Consider the following 19626-nt stretch of genomic DNA (forward strand, 5'->3'; position numbering starts at 1 on the left):
GAGTACGCATGTCGGATATGGTAGTGGTGCGCAAGGAGGGACTGTTCTGCGTTCCCGGGCAGTTCTACATCGACCCGTGGCGGCCGGTGGACCGCGCCGTGATCACCCACGCGCACGGCGACCACGCGCGGGTCGGCCACGGCCACTACCTGTCGGCCGCCAGCGGCGTGAACGTGCTGCGCTCGCGCCTGGGCGACATTCACATCGACGGCCTCGAATACGGCGAACGCATCGTGCACAACGGCGTGACGGTGTCGCTGCATCCTGCCGGCCACGTATTGGGCTCGGCCCAGGTGCGCATGGAGCACCGCGGCGAGGTGTGGGTGGCCTCGGGCGACTACAAGGTCGAACCGGACCGCACCTGCGCGCCGTTCGAGCCGGTGCGCTGCGACACCTTCATCACCGAATCGACCTTCGGCCTGCCGATCTACCGCTGGCAACCGGAGCAGGACATCTTCGACGACATCAACGCCTGGTGGCGCAAGAACGCCGACGAGGGCCGTGCCAGCGTGGTGTTCGCCTACTCCTTCGGCAAGGCCCAGCGCATCCTGTCGGGCCTCGATCCGTCGATCGGCACCATCATCTGCCATGGCGCGGCCGAACCGATCAACCGCGTCTACCGCGAAGGCGGCGTGGCGCTGCCGCCCACCGTGCTGGTGACGCAGGTCGAGAAGGCCGCCATCCGGCGTTCGATCGTGATCGCGCCGCCGTCGGCGGGCAATTCGACCTGGATGAAGCGCTTCGGCGACTACAGCGATTCCTTCGCCAGCGGCTGGATGCAGCTGCGCGGCGCACGGCGCCGGCGCGGCGTGGACCGCGGCTTCGTCCTGTCCGACCATGCCGACTGGCCGGGCCTGATGACGGCCATCCGCGCCACCGAAGCGCCGCGCGTGATCGTCACCCACGGCTCGATTCCGATCATGGTGCGCTGGCTGCGCCAGGTGGGGCTGGACGCTTCCGGCTTCGATACCGAATACGGCGACGAGGACGAAGCCGACAGCGCGCCGCCGGCGGCCGAGCCGGCGCCCGAGGACAGGCCCGAGGTGGCGAATGCGTGAGTTTGCCCGCCTGTACACGGAGCTCGACGAAACCACCGCCACCAACCGCAAACTCGAAGCGCTGCAAGCCTACTTCGGCAGCGCCGCGCCGGACAATGCCGCCTGGGCAGTCTACTTCCTGGCCGGCGGCAAACCGCGCCAGGCGGTGCCGACCAAGCTGCTGCGCCAGTACGCCATCGAGTACGCGCAGCTCGACGAATGGCTGTTCGACGAGTCGTACAACGCGGTCGGCGACCTGGCCGAAACCATCGCCCACATCCTGCCGCCGCCGGAACGGCAAAGCGACGTCGGCCTGGCCGAGTGGATGCAGGAGCGCATCGGTCCCTTGCGCGGCGCCGATCCGGCCGCCATCCGCAGCGCCCTGTTCGGGTTCTGGAACGAACTCGATTGGCGCGAACGCTTCTTGCTGACCAAATTGATCGGTGGCGGTTTCCGGGTCGGCGTGTCGAAACTGCTGGTCACGCGCGCGCTGTCGTCGCTGTCGGCGGTCGACAGCAAGCTGATTGCGCAGCGCCTGATGGGCTGGACCGACGGCAGCGTGCGGCCCACCGCCGCCGGCTTCCTGCAACTGATCGCCGCGCAGTCGGACGAGGAACACAAGCTGCGCGGCGGCCATCCCTATCCCTTCTTCCTGGCGCACCAGTTGCAGGGCGAGCCGGAAGGGCTGGGCGAAGTGGGCGACTGGCAGGTCGAGTGGAAATACGACGGCATCCGCGCGCAGCTGGTGCGGCGCGGCGCGCAGAACTACCTGTGGTCGCGCGGCGAAGACCTGATCACCGAGCGCTTTCCCGAACTGGCGGCGCTGCAGCTGCCGGAGGGCACGGTGGTCGATGGCGAAGTGCTGATCTGGACCGAGGAAGATACGCCGGCCGCCTTTGCGGACCTGCAAAAACGCATCGGCCGCAAGACCTTGTCGAGCAAGCTGCTGGCCGAACTGCCGGCGGTGCTGGTGGCCTACGACCTGCTGGAAGAGAATGGCGTGGACCTGCGCGCGCTGCCGCAGCACGAACGGCGCGCCCTGCTGGAGGCGCTGGTGCGCCAGACGGACAAACCCCAACTCAGGTTGTCGCCGCTGATCGAGGCCGCCAGCTGGCACGAACTGGCCGCCATGCGCACCGAATCGCGTGCGCGCGGCGTCGAGGGCATGATGGTCAAGGCGCGCGACGCCCAGTACGGCGTGGGCCGCACCAAGAACGTGGGCACCTGGTGGAAGTGGAAGGTCGACCCGTACACCATCGACGCGGTGCTGATCTATGCCCAGGCGGGCCACGGCCGGCGCGCCTCGCTTTACACCGACTACACCTTCGCGGTGTGGGACGGCGAGGGCGAGGAGCGCAAGCTGGTGCCCTTCGCCAAAGCCTATTCCGGCCTGACCGATGCCGAAATCACGGTGGTCGACAACGCCATCCGCAAGACCACCATCGAAAAATTCGGCCCGGTGCGTTCGGTGCGGCCGACCATGGTGTTCGAGATCGGCTTCGAAGGCATTGCGCTGTCGACCCGCCACAAGGCCGGCATCGCGGTGCGCTTTCCGCGCATCCTGCGCAAGCGCGACGACAAGGCCATCGGCGACGCCGATACGCTCGATACCCTCAAGGGCCTGCTGGCCGTCGCCGGCACATGAGCGTGAACCGATGAGCATGAACCGATGAGCATGAACCGATGAGCAAGAGCCAGATGGCGCAGGCCATCGACGACTGGTTCGCCCAGCGCAATTGGAAGGTGTTCCCGTTCCAGCGCGCGGTGTGGCGCGCCGCGCTGGCCGGCGAATCGGGCCTGCTGCACGCGAACACCGGTGCCGGCAAGACCTACGCGGTGTGGCTGGCGGCGCTGCTGCGCGGCGCGCTGGCCGGCAAACGCAAGGCCAGCGGCCTGCGCGTGCTGTGGATTACGCCGATGCGCGCGCTGGCCGCCGACACCCAGCGCGCGCTGGTGGAGTCGAGCGCGGTGCTGGCGCCCGGCTGGACGGTCGGCGCGCGCACCGGCGACACCGGTTCCGCCGAACGCGCGCGCCAGTCGCGCGCCATGCCGTCGGCGCTGATCACCACGCCCGAGAGCCTGTCGCTGCTGCTTAGCCATGCGGCGGCGCAGAGCCAGTTCGCCAGCCTGGACATGATTATCATCGACGAGTGGCATGAGCTGATGGGCAGCAAGCGCGGAGTGCAGGTGCAACTGGCGCTGGCGCGCCTGCGCCACTGGAATCCGCAACTGGTGGTCTGGGGCCTGTCTGCCACCATGGGCAACCTGGCGCAGGCGCAGGACGTGCTGCTGGGCGAGGGCAAGGGCACGCTGGTCGAGGGCGACCTGAAAAAGGAGATCCGGGTCGATACGCTGATACCGGCCAATGTGTCGCGCTTTCCGTGGGGCGGGCACCTCGGCATCGCCATGCTGCAGCCGGTCATCGCGGAAATCGAGGCATACAACGCGACGCTGGTGTTTACCAACACCCGTTCGCAATCGGAGCTGTGGTACCAGAACATCCTGGAGGCGCGCCCCGACTGGGCCGGCGTGATCGCGCTGCATCACGGCTCGCTGGCGCGCGAAGTGCGCGAGTGGGTCGAGAACGGCCTGAAAAAGGGCGAGCTGAAAGCGGTGATCTGCACGGCCAGCCTCGACCTGGGCGTGGACTTCCTGCCGGTCGAACGGGTGCTGCAGATCGGCAGCGCCAAGGGCATCGCGCGCCTGCTCCAGCGCGCGGGGCGCAGCGGCCACGCGCCGGGACGCGTCTCGCGCGTGACCCTGGTGCCGACCAACAGCATGGAATTGCTGGAGGCGGCCGGAGCCCGGCAGGCCGTCGCCGCGCGCCGCATCGAAGGGCGCCTGGTGCCCAACAAACCGTTCGACGTGCTGGTGCAGCATCTGGTGACGGTGGCGCTGGGCGGGGGATTCCGCTCCGGGGAACTGTACGACGAAGTGCGCAGCGCCTGGTCGTATCGCGCGCTCACGCCGGAAGAGTGGCAGTGGGCGCTCGATTTTGTCGCACGCGGCGGGCAAAGCCTGATCGCGTATCCGGAGTACCAGCGCGTCGTCGCCGACGAGGAAGGCGTGTACCGCGTGCCGAGCGTGGCGCTGGGGCGGCGCCACCGCATGGGCATCGGCACCATCGTTTCCGATTCGACCATGCAGGTGAAGTACATGAGCGGAGGGCGCATCGGCAGCGTCGAGGAATCGTTCATCTCGCGCCTGAAGGCGGGCGACCATTTCCTGTTCGGCGGGCGCATCCTGGAATTCGTGCGCGTGCACGAGATGACCGCCTTCGTGAAACGCGCGACCGGCGCGCGCGGGGCGGTCACGCGCTGGCAGGGCGCCAAGATGCCGATGTCGTCGGAACTGGCGCACGCCGCGCTGGAACAATTGCGCCACGCCGCGCTGGGCGAATTCCTCGGCCCCGAGATGGCGGCGATCCGCCCGCTGCTGGAGATCCAGCAGCGCTGGTCCGCGCTGCCGACCAGCGACACCCTGGTGGTGGAGGCCATGAGCAGCCGCGAAGGCCATCATCTGTTCGTGTATCCTTTCGCGGGCCGCTCGGTGCATACGGGACTGGCCTCGCTGTTCGCCTACCGCATCGCGCGCGTGCAGCCGATGACGTTTTCGATCGCGGTCAACGATTACGGCTTCGAACTGCTGGCGGCCGAGCCGGTGGACTGGGCGCGCGCCTTCCTGGCATCGCACGAAAAGGCGACGGGCATCGACGTGCCGCTGTTCTCCACCGAGCTGCTGCTGGAAGACGTGCTGGCGAGCCTGAACGCGACCCAGTTGTCGCAGCAGCGCTTCCGCGAAGTCGCGCGCATCGCCGGGCTGGTATTCCAGGGCTATCCGGGCCAGCCGAAAAGCACGCGCCAGATCCAGGCCTCGTCGTCGCTGTTTTTCGAGGTGTTCCGCAAGCACGACGCCGGCAACCTGCTGCTCACGCAGGCGCAGCGCGAGGTGATGGAGCAGGAACTCGAACTGACGCGCCTGCGCGATACCCTGGTCGAGCTGCATGCGCGCGCCGTCGTCTATCATGAAGTCAAACGCGCCACGCCGTTCGGCTTTGCGCTGATGGTCGAGCGCTTCCGCGAAAAACTCAGTACCGAAAAACTGTCCGACCGGGTGGCGCGCATGCTGCGCGAACTGGAGAAAGCAGCTTGTCCATGACGTTACCAGCCATGACGTTTCGAGAAATGCAGCTGGCCGATGAGACGGTCCTGCTGCTGCCCGAAAAGGCGCTGTACTGGCCGGCGCGCCGGATGCTGGTCATCGCCGATATCCACTTCGGCAAAGCCGCTTCCTTCCGCGCGCAGGGCGTGCCGGTGCCGCGCGGGACCACCACGGAAAACCTCGACGCGCTCGACGCGCTGATGCACGCCCACCCGACGGGCGAGATCGTTTTCCTGGGCGACTTCCTGCACGCGCGCGCCGCCCACGCCTCGGCCACCCTGCGCGCCATGCTGGCCTGGCGCGCGCGCCATCCGGCCTTGATCCTGACCCTGGTGCGCGGCAATCACGACAAGCACGCCGGCGACCCGGCCCACTCGCTGGCGATCGACATGGTCGACGAGCCGCACACGGTGGGGCCGTTCTCGTTCTGCCACCATCCCGACATCGCCGCGCCAGGCTATGTGCTGGCGGGGCACGTGCATCCGGTGTACCGGCTCTCGACCCGCCTCGATTCGCTGCGCCTGCCGTGCTTCCTGATCGGCCCCTCGCGCATGATCCTGCCCTCGTTCGGCGCCTTCACCGGCGGTTTCGTGGTGGCCCCGGGAGCGGGGGAGCACGTGTGCGTGAGCTCGGGAGAGGCCGTGCATTGCGTACGCTAACGCACCGACGGGCCCATGCGACAAGCGTAACTTGGCGTGACTGCCGGAAATATCCGGCTTCGCTGTCCAACCCCGAGGAGAACAATATCAAAACCAAGACCATCATCGGCGCTGCGCTCGTGGCCACCATGCCGTTCTTTTCCCTGATCCTGGCCCTGCCGGCGCAGGCCCAGCAGTACAACAACAGCGCCGCCTCCTACACGCCGGTGATCCGCGGTTTCGATGTGGAAGAAGTGCGCCGCCTGAAACCGGGCGTGGAACTGAACTTCAAGCTGTACGGCACCCCGGGCGGGCGCGCCACCCTCAGCATTGCCGGCGCCAACCGCAACCTGAACATGACCGAAACCGAACCGGGCCAGTACGAAGGCACCTACACCCTCGGCAGCCGCGACAACATCACGGGCAACAGCGCCGTGACGGCCAATCTGCGCGTCGGCAACCAGGTCACCAGCGGCGTGCTCAGCGAATCCCTGCTGCGCGACGTCGGCCGCCACCCGCGCGACCAGGGCCGCGAGCGGGCCGCCGACTTGCCGCGCATCGCGCGCTTCGACGTCCAGGCCAACGACGACCTGACCCCGGGTAACGAACTGGTGTTTTCGGTGTACGGCACGCCGGGCGCCAAGGTCGACATGGCCATTGCCGGCACGCGCGGCGTGTTCTTCCTGCCGGAAGTCAATCCCGGCGAGTACAGCGGCGGCTACACGATCCGGCGCGCCGACCGGATTACGCCGAACAGCGTGGTAACGGCCAATATGCGCGTGGGCAACCGCGTTGCGACGGCGACCCTGAACAAGCCGCTGCGCATCGCATCGGGCAACGCGCCGGCGCGCGAAGTCCGTTATTGCACCAACTGCGCCACGGTGGAGGCGATCAATGTGGTGGAAGTCAATGGCGAGGGCAACTATCTCGGCACCATCGGCGGCGGCGTGGTTGGCGCCGTGCTGGGCAGCCAGGTCGGCAAGGGCAGCGGCCGCACGGCGGCGCAGATCGCCGGTGCGCTGGGCGGCGCTTATGTGGGCCGCAACATCGAGCGCAATGCCAAGAAAACCCAGCATTACGAAGTGGTGATCCGGTTTGCCAACAATGGCGGCACCCAGACCGTGACGTACGAAAACGATCCGGGCCTGCGCGTGGGCGAAAAGGTCAGGATCAACGATGGCGTGCTCTCGCGCGACCAGTAATCCGGCCCGGATAGTCCGGCCTGACGAACGAAAAACGGCGCCCGGCTTACGCGGGGCGCCGTTTTTGCGTTGGGGAACAGTTAGGCGGTGGTCGTGGCCAGGGTCTTGGCGTCGCCCGCTTGCCCGGCTTCCGCTTCGGCCTTGGCCTTGGCGGCGGCGCTGTTCTGCTTGGCGCGCGAACGCGAGGGCGGCAGGCGGCGCAGCGTCTTGAGGGCGTCGGCGTCCTTGATGCCGATGGTGCGCTGGTCGACCGTGATCAGGCCGATTTCGTTGAATGCCGACAGGGTGCGGCTGACGGTCTCCAGGGTCAGGCCCAGGTAGCTGCCGATTTCGTGGCGCGTCATGCGCAGGTTGAACAGCTTGCTCGAATAACCCATGGCGGCAAAGCGGTCGGCCAGCGACACCAGGAAGCGCGCCACGCGGGCTTCGGCGCTGAGCGCGCCGAGCATGCCGATCATGGCTTGTTCGCGCACCAGTTCGCGGCTCATCACGCCGTACATGACGTTTTCGAGTTCCAGGTGCACGCGGCCGAGCGCGGTCAGTTTTTTGAACGGCAGCAGGATCAGGTCGCAGTCGGACAGGGCCACCGCTTCGGACGCGTAGTGACGGGTGTGGATGCCGTCGACGCCGAGCATGTCGCCCTTCATGGGGAAGCTGAGTACCTGCTCGTTGCCGAATTCGTCGATCAGCACGGTCTTGAGGAAGCCCGAGTTGACGATGTAGAGGGTGTCGAAGGCCTGGCCGATGGTGTGCACGCGCTGGCCGGTCTTGAATTGCACATGCTGGAACAGCAGTTCTTCGCTGTTGATCGATACCGCCGCGCTGATGTGCAGCAGGTCGCAGACTTCCTTGAGATTGGACCAGAGGCGGCCCTGACGCTGCCGGCCTGCTTCCATGGGCGAGGAATGCATGGTCGACGTGGGGGTGGTGCGGGTGTCTTGCGGTGGCGTGGTCAGCATGCTCATCTCCAGGGGTAGGAAAATTCGAAGTTTCAGGCTGCGGGTATCAGGCTTGAACAACGATCTGAATGACCTGCGACCGGAGCTTCAAAAGTGATGTACAGCACGGCTGGCTAGCTTGCGTAAGAACAATTTATGAACCGCAGGAAAGCCGAATCGCTGGATTTAAGTATGCCAACACGAGTCCGGCATTGATATCAGCGAACGCTGAATCTGGGAGTAGGATTGAGCGCGCTCTTGTAGGACTATTCCTAGTCGAGGGATCGTCCTACAGAGGGAGAGCAGGGCAGCGGCATGCTGGCTTTGCGCATGCTACCGCTGGGTACAGAATGGATCTACTTGAGGTTTCTCGGCACGAAAGCGGCGCGCCGCTGTCTAAAACTTTTCGCTCCCTTTCGCTATCTCGGCGCCTCCTCAGGTCTTGAACGGCGACAGCAGCCGATGCGCCACCGCGTACTGCACCATCTCCGACAGCGAGGTCATGCCCATCTTTTGCATGATGCGCGTCTTGTGGGTGCTGACCGTCTTCACGCTCAGGTGCAGGCTGTTGGCGATCTCGGTAATCGACTTGCCGCCCACCAGCAGGGAAAACACTTCGAATTCGCGGTCCGACAACTGCTTGTGCAGCAACTGCTCGTTGGGCGTCATGATGTTCAGGGCCAGCTGCTCGGCCACTTCGGTGCTGATGTACGGCCGCCCGGACGCCACCTTGCGGATCGCCCCCACCAGCTGGGTGCCGGCGCTCTCCTTGGTCAGGTAGCCCTGGGCCCCGGCCCGGATGGCGCGCACCGCGTACTGCTCTTCCTCGTGCATGGTGAGGATCAGGATGGCCAGCTTGGGCGCTTCGCTGCGGATCTGGCGGATCAGGTCGACCCCGCTGCGGCCCGGCATCGACAAGTCCAGCAGCAACAGGTCGAAGCCGCCCTGGCGCACATGCGACAGCACTTCGAAGCCGTTGATGGCTTCCCCGACGATATCGATGTCGAGGGCGCCGTCGAGGATGCGCTTGAGGCCCTCGCGCATGATCGTGTGGTCGTCGGCTACAACAATGCGTATCATAAATTGCAATCAAATAAGTAAGCGAAAACGCCGGGGACGCATGCACGGCGCGCGCGGGCAGCACGCCGCGCCGGGCAGCGCGAACGCCCCGCAGTCCATCGAAGGGTACGGCAAAATTGTCAGTTGCGCCATCGTCAAAACTGCTAGCTAGCAGCTAGGTTCCCGGTTCCTTGATCAGCCGGTGCACCAGGACCGGCTTGCTGGTGTGCGAGAGCACCTTGTTCGTCACGCTGCCCAGCAGCAACTGGCCCCAGCCGCTGCGTCCGTGCGAGCCCATGAAGATCAGGTCGCACTGGCGCTGCTCGGCCACCTCGACGATTTTCAGCGCGGCGGCGTCGGCGAACTCGGTCAGGCACTCGCAGCGCACCCCCGCCGCCTGCGCCGCCTGCAGGATGGCGTCGAGGTGCTCGTGGCCGATGCGCTTCATCTGCGCCGCGTACTCTTCCTCGCTGGGGTAGGAGGGGGGGATGATTTCCACGTACACCGGGTATTGATACTCCGGCGATACATACAGGGCCAGGACATCGGCCCCCATCTGTCTGGCAAACTTCACGCCGGCACAGGCTGTGTGCTTCGATACCGCCGAGCCATCCGTCGTAATCAGAATTTTCCGATACATGATGAGTTCTCCCACGCAGCAGGTCGTATTCTGTATTGTAGTGCGGGATCTCACGATTGATAGAACGCAAACCTTTGATCTCGATCAAATCGACGGTGGCGGCGCCCCCGGATACGCCCCGTTTTTTTTACCTTTTGGGGCGCTTTGCTTACGAAATACAACACTCCGCAGTATCAATTGCACATCAAAGTCACGTTTTAATTATCGATGGCACAAGTTTCGCGTGCCATTTTGCCGCGACCCATGCACAGTGATTTACCAAGGGCACTTCACACTGCTAAACTCGCGTAAACCCGGCGATGTTGCCGCACATCATGCTCTGCCCCCACGCTTGCATGGCAGGACCAGACACCAGCAACTTGATTGCGAACACCTTACAAACATGGAGAAGCAGGGACTATGACCGACGCCGCTGATGATTTCGACGCATTATTCGAGGAAGTGTCCGCGCAGCGCAGCAGCGAACCGGCGCCGGCACCCGCGCCGGCACCCGCCGCCGCTGCCGAAGACGACATGGAAGCACTGTTCGACCAGGTCGCTTCGACCCGTCCGCCCGAGCCGGCGCCGGCGGCGGCTCCCGTGGTCGCGGCCGTGGCCGCCGCCGCAGCCGATAACGCGGCCGGCGAGGGCGCCGCGCTCGAAACCGACGAGCACGGCAAACCCATGTTCGAACGCCTCGGCGGCATCGTGCGCCTGCTGCACGACTCGCTGCGCGAACTGGGCTACGACAAGGCCCTGACCGAAGCGTCGACCCAGATCGTGGACGCCCAGGACCGCCTGGAATACGTCGCCAGCCTGACCGAGCAGGCCGCCAACAAGGTCCTCAACACGCTCGACGAAGGCATGCCGGCGCAGGACGTGCTGTCCAAGAAGGCCAAGGCGATGGACACGCGCTGGGCCGACCTGTTCGCGGGCAAGCTCAGCATCGACGAATTCAAGACCCTGGCCGGCGACTCGCGCGCCTTCGCCCAGGCCGTCACCGACGCCACCGAAGCCGAAAAAGCGCGCCTGCTCGACATCATGATGGCCCAGGATTTCCAGGACATCACCGGCCAGCTGATCAAGAAAGTCGTGATCATCACCAAGACGGTGGAGCACGAACTGGCCGAACTGCTGCGCGACAACGCGCCACCGGCCGTCCGCGAAAAACTGCTGCACAAGCCAGCGCTGATGTCGGGTCCGTCGGTTCCGTCCGTCGCACTCGATCAAGACAATGTTGACGACCTACTTGCCGATCTGGGATTCTAATGGACGATATGCTCAAGGATTTCGTCGTCGAGGCGATGGATCTTGCAGTCAACGTAGAAGAACACCTGCTCGCCCTCGAGCGCGATCCGAACAATAAGGAAACGCTCAACGCGGTGTTTCGCTCGTTCCACACGATCAAGGGCGGGGCCGGTTTCATGGGCTTGCCGGCGCTGGTCGCCGCCTGCCACCTGACCGAAAACCTGTTCGATGCGCTGCGCACCGGCGCCGCCCCGGTCACGCCGATCGCGATCGAAGCGGCGCTGCAGGCCTCCGGCTTCGTGGCCGACCAGCTGACCGACCTGTCGAACGGCGCCGCGCCGGAACAGCTGGCGTCGATGCCCGATTCGCTCGAACGCATCCTGGTCAACGCCATCGAAGGCAAGGGCGACGTCCCGGCCGGGCCGGCGCCGGCCGCTGCGCCCGCAGCGGCAGCGGTGGCCGCCGCCCCGGCTGCCGCTGTCACTCCCGCCGCGCCTGCCGCTCCCGCCGCCGTCTCCACCAGCGCCCCCGGCGCCGATGGACTCGACTGGGAAGCGATGTACGTCTCGGTCATCCCGGCCGGCACCTACACGCCGGCCGACAAGCCCGCCGCCGCCGTCGCCGCAGCGCTCGCCGAACACGCGCCCGCGCCTGTGGCCGCACCACCTGTTGCGGCAGCCGCCAGACCGGCGGCCGACGCCGGCGCCGACCGGCGCGAGGAAAAGGTGCAGGAATTCCGCGCCGCCTCCGCGCCCGCCAAGGAAGACAGCATCCGGGTCGACGCCGTCAAGCTCGACGCCCTGCTCGAAGTGGCCGGCGAATCGGTGCAGGCCGCCAACCAGGCTGCCGTGCTGCTCGAACGCCTGCTGCAATTCAAATTCGAAGGTCCCGCCGCCACCCTCATGGCGACCCTGACCGAAACGCTGGAACGCGCCTCGCGCTATTCGGCCGAACTGCAGCGCGCCACGCTGGCCACGCGCATGCAGCCGGTCGGGCGCCTGTTCCAGAAGTTCCCGCGCCTGGTGCGCGAGCTGGCCAAGGACCTGGGCAAGGACGTCGAACTGACCATCGAAGGCGCCGAGACGGAAGTCGACCGCGTGGTGGTCGACAGCCTGTACGACCCGCTGGTGCACATGCTGCGCAACGCGCTCGATCACGGCGTGGAGTCGCCCGAAGACCGGCTCGCCGCCGGCAAGCCGTCCAAGGCCTTCATCTCGCTCAAGGCCTGGCAGGAAGCGAACAGCGTCATGATCGTGCTGCAGGACGACGGCAAGGGCATGGACCCGCACGCGCTGCGCCGCAAGGCCGTGCAGAAGGGCCTGATCAGCGAAAGCGGCGCCCCGACCGACGAAGAAGCCTACCAGCTGGTGTTCCTGCCGGGCTTCTCGACCAAGGAAGTGGCGTCCTCGGTGTCCGGCCGCGGGGTCGGCATGGACGTGGTCAAGACCGCGGTGGAAAAGAACCGTGGCGCGATCCACATCGATTCCTCGCTCGGCCACGGCACCAAGTTCGCGATCCGCCTGCCGATCGAACTGTCGATCGTGCCGACCATGCTGGTGTCGACCTCCGGCGCCGCCCTGGCGCTGCCGATGGCGGTGGTCCAGCGCGTGGTCGAGCTGCCCGACAACTTCATGAACGTCGGCGGCGCGCCGGTGCTCAAGGACCAGGGACGCCCGCTGCCGGTGCGCTCGCTGGCCAGCGCGCTCGGCTACGAAGCCTGTTCCGAAAAAGTCGGCATCGTGGTCGCCGCGCCCCAGCCCTACATCCTCGCGGTGGAAGCGGTCGACGGCACCGCCGACCTGGTCATCAAGCCGATGACCGCCATCAGCGTCGACGGCATCACCGGCACCGCCCGCTCGGCAGAGGGCGAACTGGTCCTCGTGGTCGGCCTGTCCTTCCTCATGGACGGCTGCCGGGGCTCGCTCAAGGTCGCCGCCTGATCGGCCGATGCGCGCCGCCTCCCGCACCCTGTGCGGGGGCGGCGCGCGTCGTTTTGTATTTTCTCCACATTCATAACAGACAACTTGTGTTGCCAGTCAATACATGGCACGATGACGTCCCTGTTCTTGCGACAGGTAAACTTCTATTGAGAGTTGTTAATGATGGCGTCGGAAACGTTCGAGCAGGTGCTCACCGCTGCGCAGGCGGCTGGATCGATCAACACAGCGTGGAAAAAGTTCGTCAAGACGACGTTCTTCGTCCCCGTCGCCAAGCCGGACGGCGGCGGCGTCAAGCTGCTTGCGCGCGACAGCAAGGGTGACGGCAGCCGCGCCATCGTCATTTCGGAAGTGCGCGAGCGGGCCGAGGACGGGCAGGGCAGCTTGCTGGTCGCGCTCTCGGGCGCCGACGTGGTGCGCCTGCTGCAGGCCGACGCCGCGATCCTGGTGGCCTTGAGCGACCGCACTTTCGACATCGCCCACGACCGGGTCGCGTGGCTCAGGAAGAGCATCGAAGCATCGCTGGCCAAGGCCGCACAGGCGCGCGAAGCCGCGCCGGCGCCCGTGCCTGCCGCCGCTCCAGTCCCTTCGCCGGCGCCGGTGGCGCTCGACAAGCCGGCGCCGCCACGGCGTCCCTCCAACGCCCCGCTCGATGTCGCCGCGCTCAAGCCGCGCAACGTCGTCATCGACAAGGTCGGCCTCGAATTCTTCGTCCCGGCCGAATGGCGCCAGTCGGCCATGTCGAACGGCTTGCGCTTCCACGACGACAGCAGCGGCACCAGGCTGGAGGTGAGCGGCTACCTGCGTCCCGACGTCTCGCTTGGCAAGTGGATCGACACGCGCCTGGCCCTGGTCCGGCACGACATGCCCTACCTGACGCAGGCCGGCGAAGCGACCGAGATCCATGGCGACGACTGGCGCGACCGGGTCAAGGGCAAGGCGATCGAATTGACCGGCACCTTTCCGGGCGACGAGTGCGAGAGCCGCTACCTGCTGGCCTGCGTGCGTACCGACGACGTCGTGGTCGCGATCGCGATTCGGGCGCCGGCCGACGTTTTCGAGCAGCAGCGCTCGCTGTTCAAATGGTTCCTCAGCCGCGTCGACATCAGGCGCATGTCGGCGCCCGAGCCTTACCGGGTATCGGCCGCCGCCGGCAGCTACGAGCAGGCGCACGAGGCGGGGGCCGACCCGGGCGTGTTCGGCATGTCGATGGAAGGGCGCATCGGCCGCCTGCGCGCGCTGGCCTATTCGCTGCCGCTGATGCTGGCGATGGGGGTACTGGGCATCGTGGCCGCCGTCCTCATTCCCAAGGCAACGATTTTGGGCGTGGTGCTGCTGATCGCCGGTGCCGTGTATTCGCTGTATTCGTGGGTGCGGCTGATGGTGCTGCGCCTGCACGACGTGAACCTGAGCGGCAAGTGGCTGCTCGGGTTTATCCTGGCAATCGGCCTCGGAGGGGCGCTGGGCAACCACAACTTCGTGCTGGTCGCATCGCTGATATTCTGGATCGGATCGATGGTCATTTACTGCCTCGTTCCGGGCACCGATGGCGACAACGACTACGGCGAAGCGCCCGGTCCGAACACCACCCTGGTCAAGGTCGGCGCGACCCTGGTCATCATCATGCAGATCGTCTCGATGGGGGCGCAGGCGAAGATGAGCGGCAAGGGCGGCTACAACGCCACGCGCGCCAAGCAATCCGCCTGGACCGCGCCCGCGGGCGGCATGGCCATCCGCTTCCCCGGCCAGTCGATCGGAGGGGCGAAGGCGTCCGCCATGCCGCACGGCCCGGCGGGCATGCGCCAGTTCGCCGGCAACGCCGGCGCAACGGCGTAGATGACGCGGGTGGCGGGCCCTGGCCGGGAGCCGGTCATGGACAATCCGCAGGCGTCGATGCGCGCCCATGGCCGGGCGATGCCGGGCAGGACGGCCATGTTTGTCGGCAGCCATCGCGACCGCGACCCGCGGGTCGGGATTCCGGGTAAGATGACGCGCTGACAAGCAAAATCGCGTTAAAGGTTGCAGATGATAGCGTCGGAAAATTTTGAGCAGGTGCTGGCCGCCGCGCAGGCGGGCGAATCGCTGCATCCAGCGTGGAAGAAGTTAGTCAACACCAGGTTCTTTGTCGCCGTGCTGGCGCCGGCCGACGGCGACGCCGGCTACACCTTGCAGTTGCCCGACGGCGCACGGGCGGTGGCGATGTCCGAAGAGAGCGGGCGGCTCGCTGCCGGCGATGGCGGCGTGCTGGTCGCGCTCCCGGGCGCCGACGTGGTGCGCATGGCGCCGGACGGGGTCGGCATCGCAGTCGCCCTGAGCGCGCAGACCTTCGACATTGCCGCCAGCCGGGTGGCGTGGATCAGGAAAAGTATCGAAGCCACGCTGGCCAAGGCCGCCCTGGCGCGCGCGGCCGCCATGCCCGCTTCCGCTCCCGCTTCCGCTCCCGCTTCCGCTCCCGCTCCCGCTCCCGAACCTGCCGCGCCGGCAAAGGCCGCTCCCGCCGCAGCGCGATTGCCCGTGCTCGAACCCGTGCCCGCAGGCAGTTACGAAGACCTGGTCTTCGTGGAAGAAGACCCGCCGGCGCGCGCCCCATCGCTGCTGGACCGCATCGGCCGCAAGCGCGCACTGGCCTGCAGCCTGCCGCTGCTCGCCGCCCTTGGCCTGGCGGGCCAGGCGCTGCTGCGCGGCGCCGCCGAGCGTCCGCAGCCGGGACAGGCGGCAGGGCGCGGCGGCGATGAGGCGACGCCGCAGGCCGGACCGGCCGGGGCCGCACGCAAGTCCGGCGCGCCGCTCGCCAGCCAGGCCTGGACCTCGCCCGACGGCGCCCTGACGATCGACTTTCCCGCCAGGCCGGAGGAAGAGAGCGTGCGCGCCAATACGCTCGAACGCATGGGCGCGGTGCGCATGCGCCAGTTCGGCGTCTTTGCCCACAGCGAGAACTACAAGGTCCAGGTGCTCGACCTCGGCACGCCGCCGGCCGATCCCGAGGCCACCATGCTCGCATTGCAGGCGACCATGCTCGGCCGCGACGCCGTCATGACGGCGCCGCCGATGGAGCTGGTCTTCAAGGGCTATCCGGGACGCGACATCAAGGCCGGTCGGCGCCTGATCCGGATGGCGGTGGTGGGCGCCACGGTGTACATCGCGTCGGCCGAGGCCGACCCCGCCCCGGCATCGATGCGGCGCGCCGGCGAATTCGTCGGATCGCTGGCGCTGAACCAGTAAGGAGCGAGGAACAAATGCTTCGTTCGCCGATACGATACATTAAGTGAATAAACTTCAGCAAAGGCGTATCGAAAGCCACAAAAGTATCAAAATGGTGCAAGGGCTACCGCGCTGCACAAATATGGCATAATCAAATGCGGTACTTGATTCATGCAGTCGCCCACACCCCACCATCATGATAAAAACGCTCTACGACAAACTCTGGGAATCGCACATCGTGCGCTCCGACGACGACGGTACGACGGTGCTCTACATCGACCGCCACCTGCTGCATGAAGTGACCAGCCCGCAAGCCTTCGACGGCCTGCGCGCGGCCAAGCGCCAGCTATGGCGCAATTCGGCCAACCTGGCGGTGGCCGACCACAACGTGCCGACCACCGACCGCAAGGACGGCATCGCCGACCCGACCTCGCGCCTGCAGGTCGAAACGCTGGACGCCAACTCGAAGAGTTATGGCCTGACCTACTTCAACATGAACGACAAGCGCCAGGGCATCGTGCACGTGATCGGTCCCGAGCAGGGCGCGACCCTGCCCGGCATGACGGTGGTCTGCGGCGATTCGCACACCTCCACCCACGGCGCCTTCGGCTGCCTGGCGCACGGCATCGGCACCTCCGAAGTCGAACACGTGCTGGCGACCCAGACCCTGCTGGCCAAAAAATCCAAGTCCATGCTGGTGCAGGTCGACGGCGCGCTGCCGGCGGGCGTGACCGCCAAGGACATCGTGCTGGCCGTGATCGGCAAGATCGGCACCGCCGGCGGCACCGGCTACGCCATCGAATTCGGCGGCTCGGCGATCCGCGCGCTGTCGATGGAAGGGCGCATGACGGTCTGTAACATGGCGATCGAAGCGGGCGCGCGCGCCGGCATGATCGGCGTGGACGACACCACCATCAACTACGTCAAGGGCCGCCCGTACGCGCCCGCCGGCCCGCACTGGGACCGCGCGGTCGACTACTGGCGCACCCTGCACACCGACCAGGGCGCCCAGTTCGACATGGTGGTGCTGCTCGACGCCGCCACCATTACGCCGCAGGTCACCTGGGGCACCTCGCCCGAAATGGTCACCTCGATCGACGGCCGCGTGCCCGATCCGGACCTGGAAAAGGACGCCGTGCGGCGCGACGCCATGGAAAAGGCGCTGGTCTACATGAACCTGCAGCCCAACACCCCGATCGCCGACATCCGCATCGACAAGGTGTTCATCGGTTCGTGCACCAATTCGCGCATCGAAGACCTGCGCGCCGCCGCCGCCGTGGTACGCGGCAAGCACCGCGCGTCGAACGTGCGCCTGGCGCTGGTGGTGCCGGGTTCCGGACTGGTCAAGGACCAGGCCGAGCGCGAAGGGCTGGACAAGATTTTCAAGGACGCGGGCTTCGAATGGCGCGAGCCGGGATGCTCGATGTGCCTTGCCATGAATGCCGACCGGCTCGAGCCGGGCGAGCGCTGCGCCTCGACCTCGAACCGCAATTTCGAAGGTCGCCAGGGGCAGGGCGGGCGTACTCACCTGGTATCGCCCGCGATGGCGGCGGCGGCCGGCATCACCGGCCATTTCGTCGACGTGCGCGCACTGCGCTAACATCCATCGTCTGTGAGTTTGTCATGAAAAAGCTGTTTGCCCTGTTCGCCATCGCTGCGCTCCTCACCGGTTGCAATACCGTCTCGGGCTTTGGCAAGGACATTCAAAAAGTCGGCCAGAAGATAGACGGCGCCGGCAAAAAATAACAGGCGGATCGCACCTCCGCCGCGCGGCTCCCGCTCATGCGGGGCCGCGCCCACACTGCAAGAGACCATGGATAAATTTACGATATACGAAGGCCTGGTGGCCCCGCTCGACCGCGCCAACGTCGACACCGACGCCATCATTCCCAAGCAGTTCCTCAAGTCGATCCATCGCACCGGCTTCGGCCCCAATCTGTTCGACGAGTGGCGCTATCTCGATCACGGCGAACCGGGCCAGGATAACAGCGGCCGTCCGCTCAATCCCGACTTCGTGCTCAACCAGCCGCGCTACCAGGGCGCATCGATCCTGCTGACGCGCAAGAACTTCGGCTGCGGCTCCTCGCGCGAACACGCGCCGTGGGCGCTCGACCAGTACGGCTTTCGCGCCATCATCGCGCCGAGTTTCGCCGACATCTTCTTCAACAACTGCTACAAGAGCGGCCTGCTGCCGATCGTTCTCAGCGAGTCGCAGGTCGAGCACCTGTTCAACGAAGTCAAGGCCTTCCCGGGCTTCCGCCTGGTGGTGGACCTGGAGCAGCAGCGCATCTCGACCGCCAACGGCGCGGTGAACTACGACTTCCAGATCGACCCGTTCCGCAAATACTGCCTGTTGAACGGCCTGGACGACATCGGCCTGACCCTGCGCCACGCGGACGAGATCCGCGCCTTCGAAGAGCGCCACCTGGCGGCCCAGCCCTGGCTGGCCAACGTCATCTGAACAAAAGAAAAAGAGATCACATGAAGATTGCAATCCTGCCCGGCGACGGCATCGGCCCTGAAATCATGGCGCAAGCGGTCAAGGTACTGAACGTCCTTGGCGAACGGTTCGAGATGGAGAGCGCCGACGTCGGCGGCGCCGGCTACGCCGCCCACGGCCACCCGCTGCCGCCGGCCACGCTGGCGCTGGCCAAGAGCGCCGACGCGGTGCTGTTCGGTGCCGTCGGCGACTACAAGTACGATACGCTGGCGCGCGCGCTGCGTCCGGAACAGGCGATCCTCGGCCTGCGCAAGGAACTGGCGCTGTTCGCCAACCTGCGCCCGGCGATCCTGTACCCGGAACTGGCCGGCGCCTCCACGCTGAAGCCCGAGGTGGTCTCGGGCCTGGACATCCTGATCATCCGCGAACTGACCGGCGACATCTACTTCGGCAAGCCGCGCGGCGTGCGCGAATGCCCGGACGGCCCGTTCAAGGGCGAGCGCGAAGGCTTCGACACGATGCGCTACGCCGAAACCGAAATCCGCCGTATCGCCCACGTGGCCTTCCAGGCCGCGCAAAAGCGCAGCAAGCGCGTCACCAGCGTGGACAAGGCCAACGTACTGGAGACCTTCCAGTTCTGGCGCGACATCGTCACCGACGTGCACAAGCAATACCCGGACGTCGAACTCGATCACATGTATGTCGATAACGCCGCCATGCAGCTGGTGCGCGCGCCGAAAAAATTCGACGTCATGGTGACCGGGAATATGTTCGGCGATATCCTGTCCGACTGCGCGGCCATGCTTACCGGTTCGATCGGCATGCTGCCATCGGCCTCGCTCGACGCCAGCAACAAGGGCCTGTACGAGCCGTCGCACGGTTCGGCGCCGGACATCGCCGGCAAGGGCGTCGCCAATCCGCTGGCGACGATCCTGTCGGCCGCGATGATGCTGCGCTTCTCGCTCGGCAAGACCGAGCAGGCCGAGCGCATCGAGAACGCGGTGAAAACGGTGCTGGCGCAGGGCTTGCGCACCGCCGATATTTTTGAAGCCGGTACCACCAGGGTCGGTACCGAGGAAATGGGCAATGCAGTGGTCAAGGCGCTTGGATGAATCGGCTTCAACAAGCGGTCTTTAACAATAACGA

17 protein-coding genes are annotated in these 19626 nt (G+C 66.3%); 14 read left to right on the forward strand and 3 right to left on the reverse strand.

Going from position 1 to position 19626, the window contains the following annotated elements:
* Positions 1–8 precede the first annotated feature (8 nt).
* From EJB06_RS11300 to EJB06_RS11320, 5 genes are all read left to right on the forward strand, one after another.
* Positions 9–1058 carry a ligase-associated DNA damage response exonuclease gene (locus tag EJB06_RS11300; protein ID WP_126074129.1) on the forward strand — a complete coding sequence of 350 codons (1050 nt, stop codon included), beginning with the start codon at positions 9–11 and terminating at the stop codon, positions 1056–1058.
* A complete protein-coding gene (locus EJB06_RS11305; RefSeq protein ID WP_126074130.1) occupies positions 1051–2682 on the forward strand; it encodes an ATP-dependent DNA ligase in 1632 nt (543 codons plus the stop codon). Before EJB06_RS11300 ends, EJB06_RS11305 begins: the two co-directional genes overlap by 8 nt.
* Positions 2683–2720: 38 nt before the next feature.
* Positions 2721–5195 carry a ligase-associated DNA damage response DEXH box helicase gene (locus EJB06_RS11310; protein WP_126074131.1) on the forward strand — a complete coding sequence of 825 codons (2475 nt, stop codon included), beginning with the start codon at positions 2721–2723 and terminating at the stop codon, positions 5193–5195.
* Complete coding sequence (pdeM, locus tag EJB06_RS11315; protein WP_229427028.1) at positions 5192–5857, forward strand: ligase-associated DNA damage response endonuclease PdeM; 666 nt, start codon at positions 5192–5194, stop codon at positions 5855–5857. The genes EJB06_RS11310 and pdeM overlap by 4 nt, the downstream gene beginning before the upstream one ends.
* A gap of 128 nt (positions 5858–5985) precedes the next feature.
* Positions 5986–7038, forward strand: a complete 1053-nt coding sequence (locus EJB06_RS11320; protein ID WP_126074132.1) for an outer membrane lipoprotein — start codon at positions 5986–5988, stop codon at positions 7036–7038.
* An 80-nt stretch (positions 7039–7118) separates the two neighbouring features.
* Here the strand turns inward: EJB06_RS11320 and EJB06_RS11325 are convergent, their stop codons facing one another.
* The 3 genes from EJB06_RS11325 to EJB06_RS11335 all read right to left on the reverse strand — a co-directional run bounded on the left by EJB06_RS11325 (position 7119) and on the right by EJB06_RS11335 (position 9675).
* On the reverse strand, positions 7119–7934 hold the full coding sequence (locus tag EJB06_RS11325; protein ID WP_126074313.1) for a Crp/Fnr family transcriptional regulator: 816 nt from the start codon (positions 7932–7934) through the stop codon (positions 7119–7121).
* A 477-nt stretch (positions 7935–8411) separates the two neighbouring features.
* On the reverse strand, positions 8412–9056 hold the full coding sequence (locus EJB06_RS11330; protein ID WP_054263975.1) for a response regulator: 645 nt from the start codon (positions 9054–9056) through the stop codon (positions 8412–8414).
* 154 nt (positions 9057–9210) lie between these two features.
* Entirely contained in the window at positions 9211–9675 is a 465-nt protein-coding gene (locus EJB06_RS11335) for a universal stress protein (RefSeq protein WP_126074133.1), read from the reverse strand.
* Positions 9676–10074: 399 nt separating this feature from the next.
* Between EJB06_RS11335 and EJB06_RS11340 the strand changes: the two genes are divergently transcribed.
* The 9 genes from EJB06_RS11340 to leuB all read left to right on the forward strand — a co-directional run bounded on the left by EJB06_RS11340 (position 10075) and on the right by leuB (position 19592).
* On the forward strand, positions 10075–10923 hold the full coding sequence (locus EJB06_RS11340) for a protein phosphatase CheZ (protein ID WP_126074134.1): 849 nt from the start codon (positions 10075–10077) through the stop codon (positions 10921–10923).
* A complete protein-coding gene (locus tag EJB06_RS11345) occupies positions 10923–12842 on the forward strand; it encodes a chemotaxis protein CheA (RefSeq protein WP_126074135.1) in 1920 nt (639 codons plus the stop codon). The genes EJB06_RS11340 and EJB06_RS11345 overlap by 1 nt, the downstream gene beginning before the upstream one ends.
* Positions 12843–13001: 159 nt before the next feature.
* The gene (locus EJB06_RS11350; protein ID WP_126074136.1) at positions 13002–14675 is read left to right on the forward strand and encodes a DUF805 domain-containing protein; all 1674 of its coding nucleotides are present in this window, start codon (positions 13002–13004) and stop codon (positions 14673–14675) included.
* A 36-nt stretch (positions 14676–14711) separates the two neighbouring features.
* A complete protein-coding gene (locus EJB06_RS32880) occupies positions 14712–14837 on the forward strand; it encodes a hypothetical protein (RefSeq protein ID WP_267876899.1) in 126 nt (41 codons plus the stop codon).
* Positions 14838–14864: 27 nt separating this feature from the next.
* The gene (locus EJB06_RS32195; protein WP_198420811.1) at positions 14865–16061 is read left to right on the forward strand and encodes an SseB family protein; all 1197 of its coding nucleotides are present in this window, start codon (positions 14865–14867) and stop codon (positions 16059–16061) included.
* A gap of 175 nt (positions 16062–16236) precedes the next feature.
* Positions 16237–17640, forward strand: coding sequence for a 3-isopropylmalate dehydratase large subunit (gene leuC, locus EJB06_RS11360; protein WP_126074137.1), 1404 nt, complete (start codon positions 16237–16239; stop codon positions 17638–17640).
* A 23-nt stretch (positions 17641–17663) separates the two neighbouring features.
* On the forward strand, positions 17664–17786 hold the full coding sequence (locus tag EJB06_RS11365; RefSeq protein ID WP_126074138.1) for an entericidin A/B family lipoprotein: 123 nt from the start codon (positions 17664–17666) through the stop codon (positions 17784–17786).
* A gap of 67 nt (positions 17787–17853) precedes the next feature.
* Positions 17854–18501 (forward strand): 3-isopropylmalate dehydratase small subunit, encoded by a 648-nt coding sequence (gene leuD, locus EJB06_RS11370; RefSeq protein ID WP_126074139.1) that lies wholly within the window; start codon positions 17854–17856, stop codon positions 18499–18501.
* A gap of 20 nt (positions 18502–18521) precedes the next feature.
* Positions 18522–19592, forward strand: a complete 1071-nt coding sequence (gene leuB / locus EJB06_RS11375) for a 3-isopropylmalate dehydrogenase (RefSeq protein WP_126074140.1) — start codon at positions 18522–18524, stop codon at positions 19590–19592.
* The last annotated feature ends 34 nt before the right edge of the window (positions 19593–19626 follow it).

This window comes from Massilia atriviolacea (assembly GCF_003953935.1).
Taxonomy (GTDB): Bacteria; Pseudomonadota; Gammaproteobacteria; order Burkholderiales; family Burkholderiaceae_D; genus Telluria_A; species Telluria_A atriviolacea.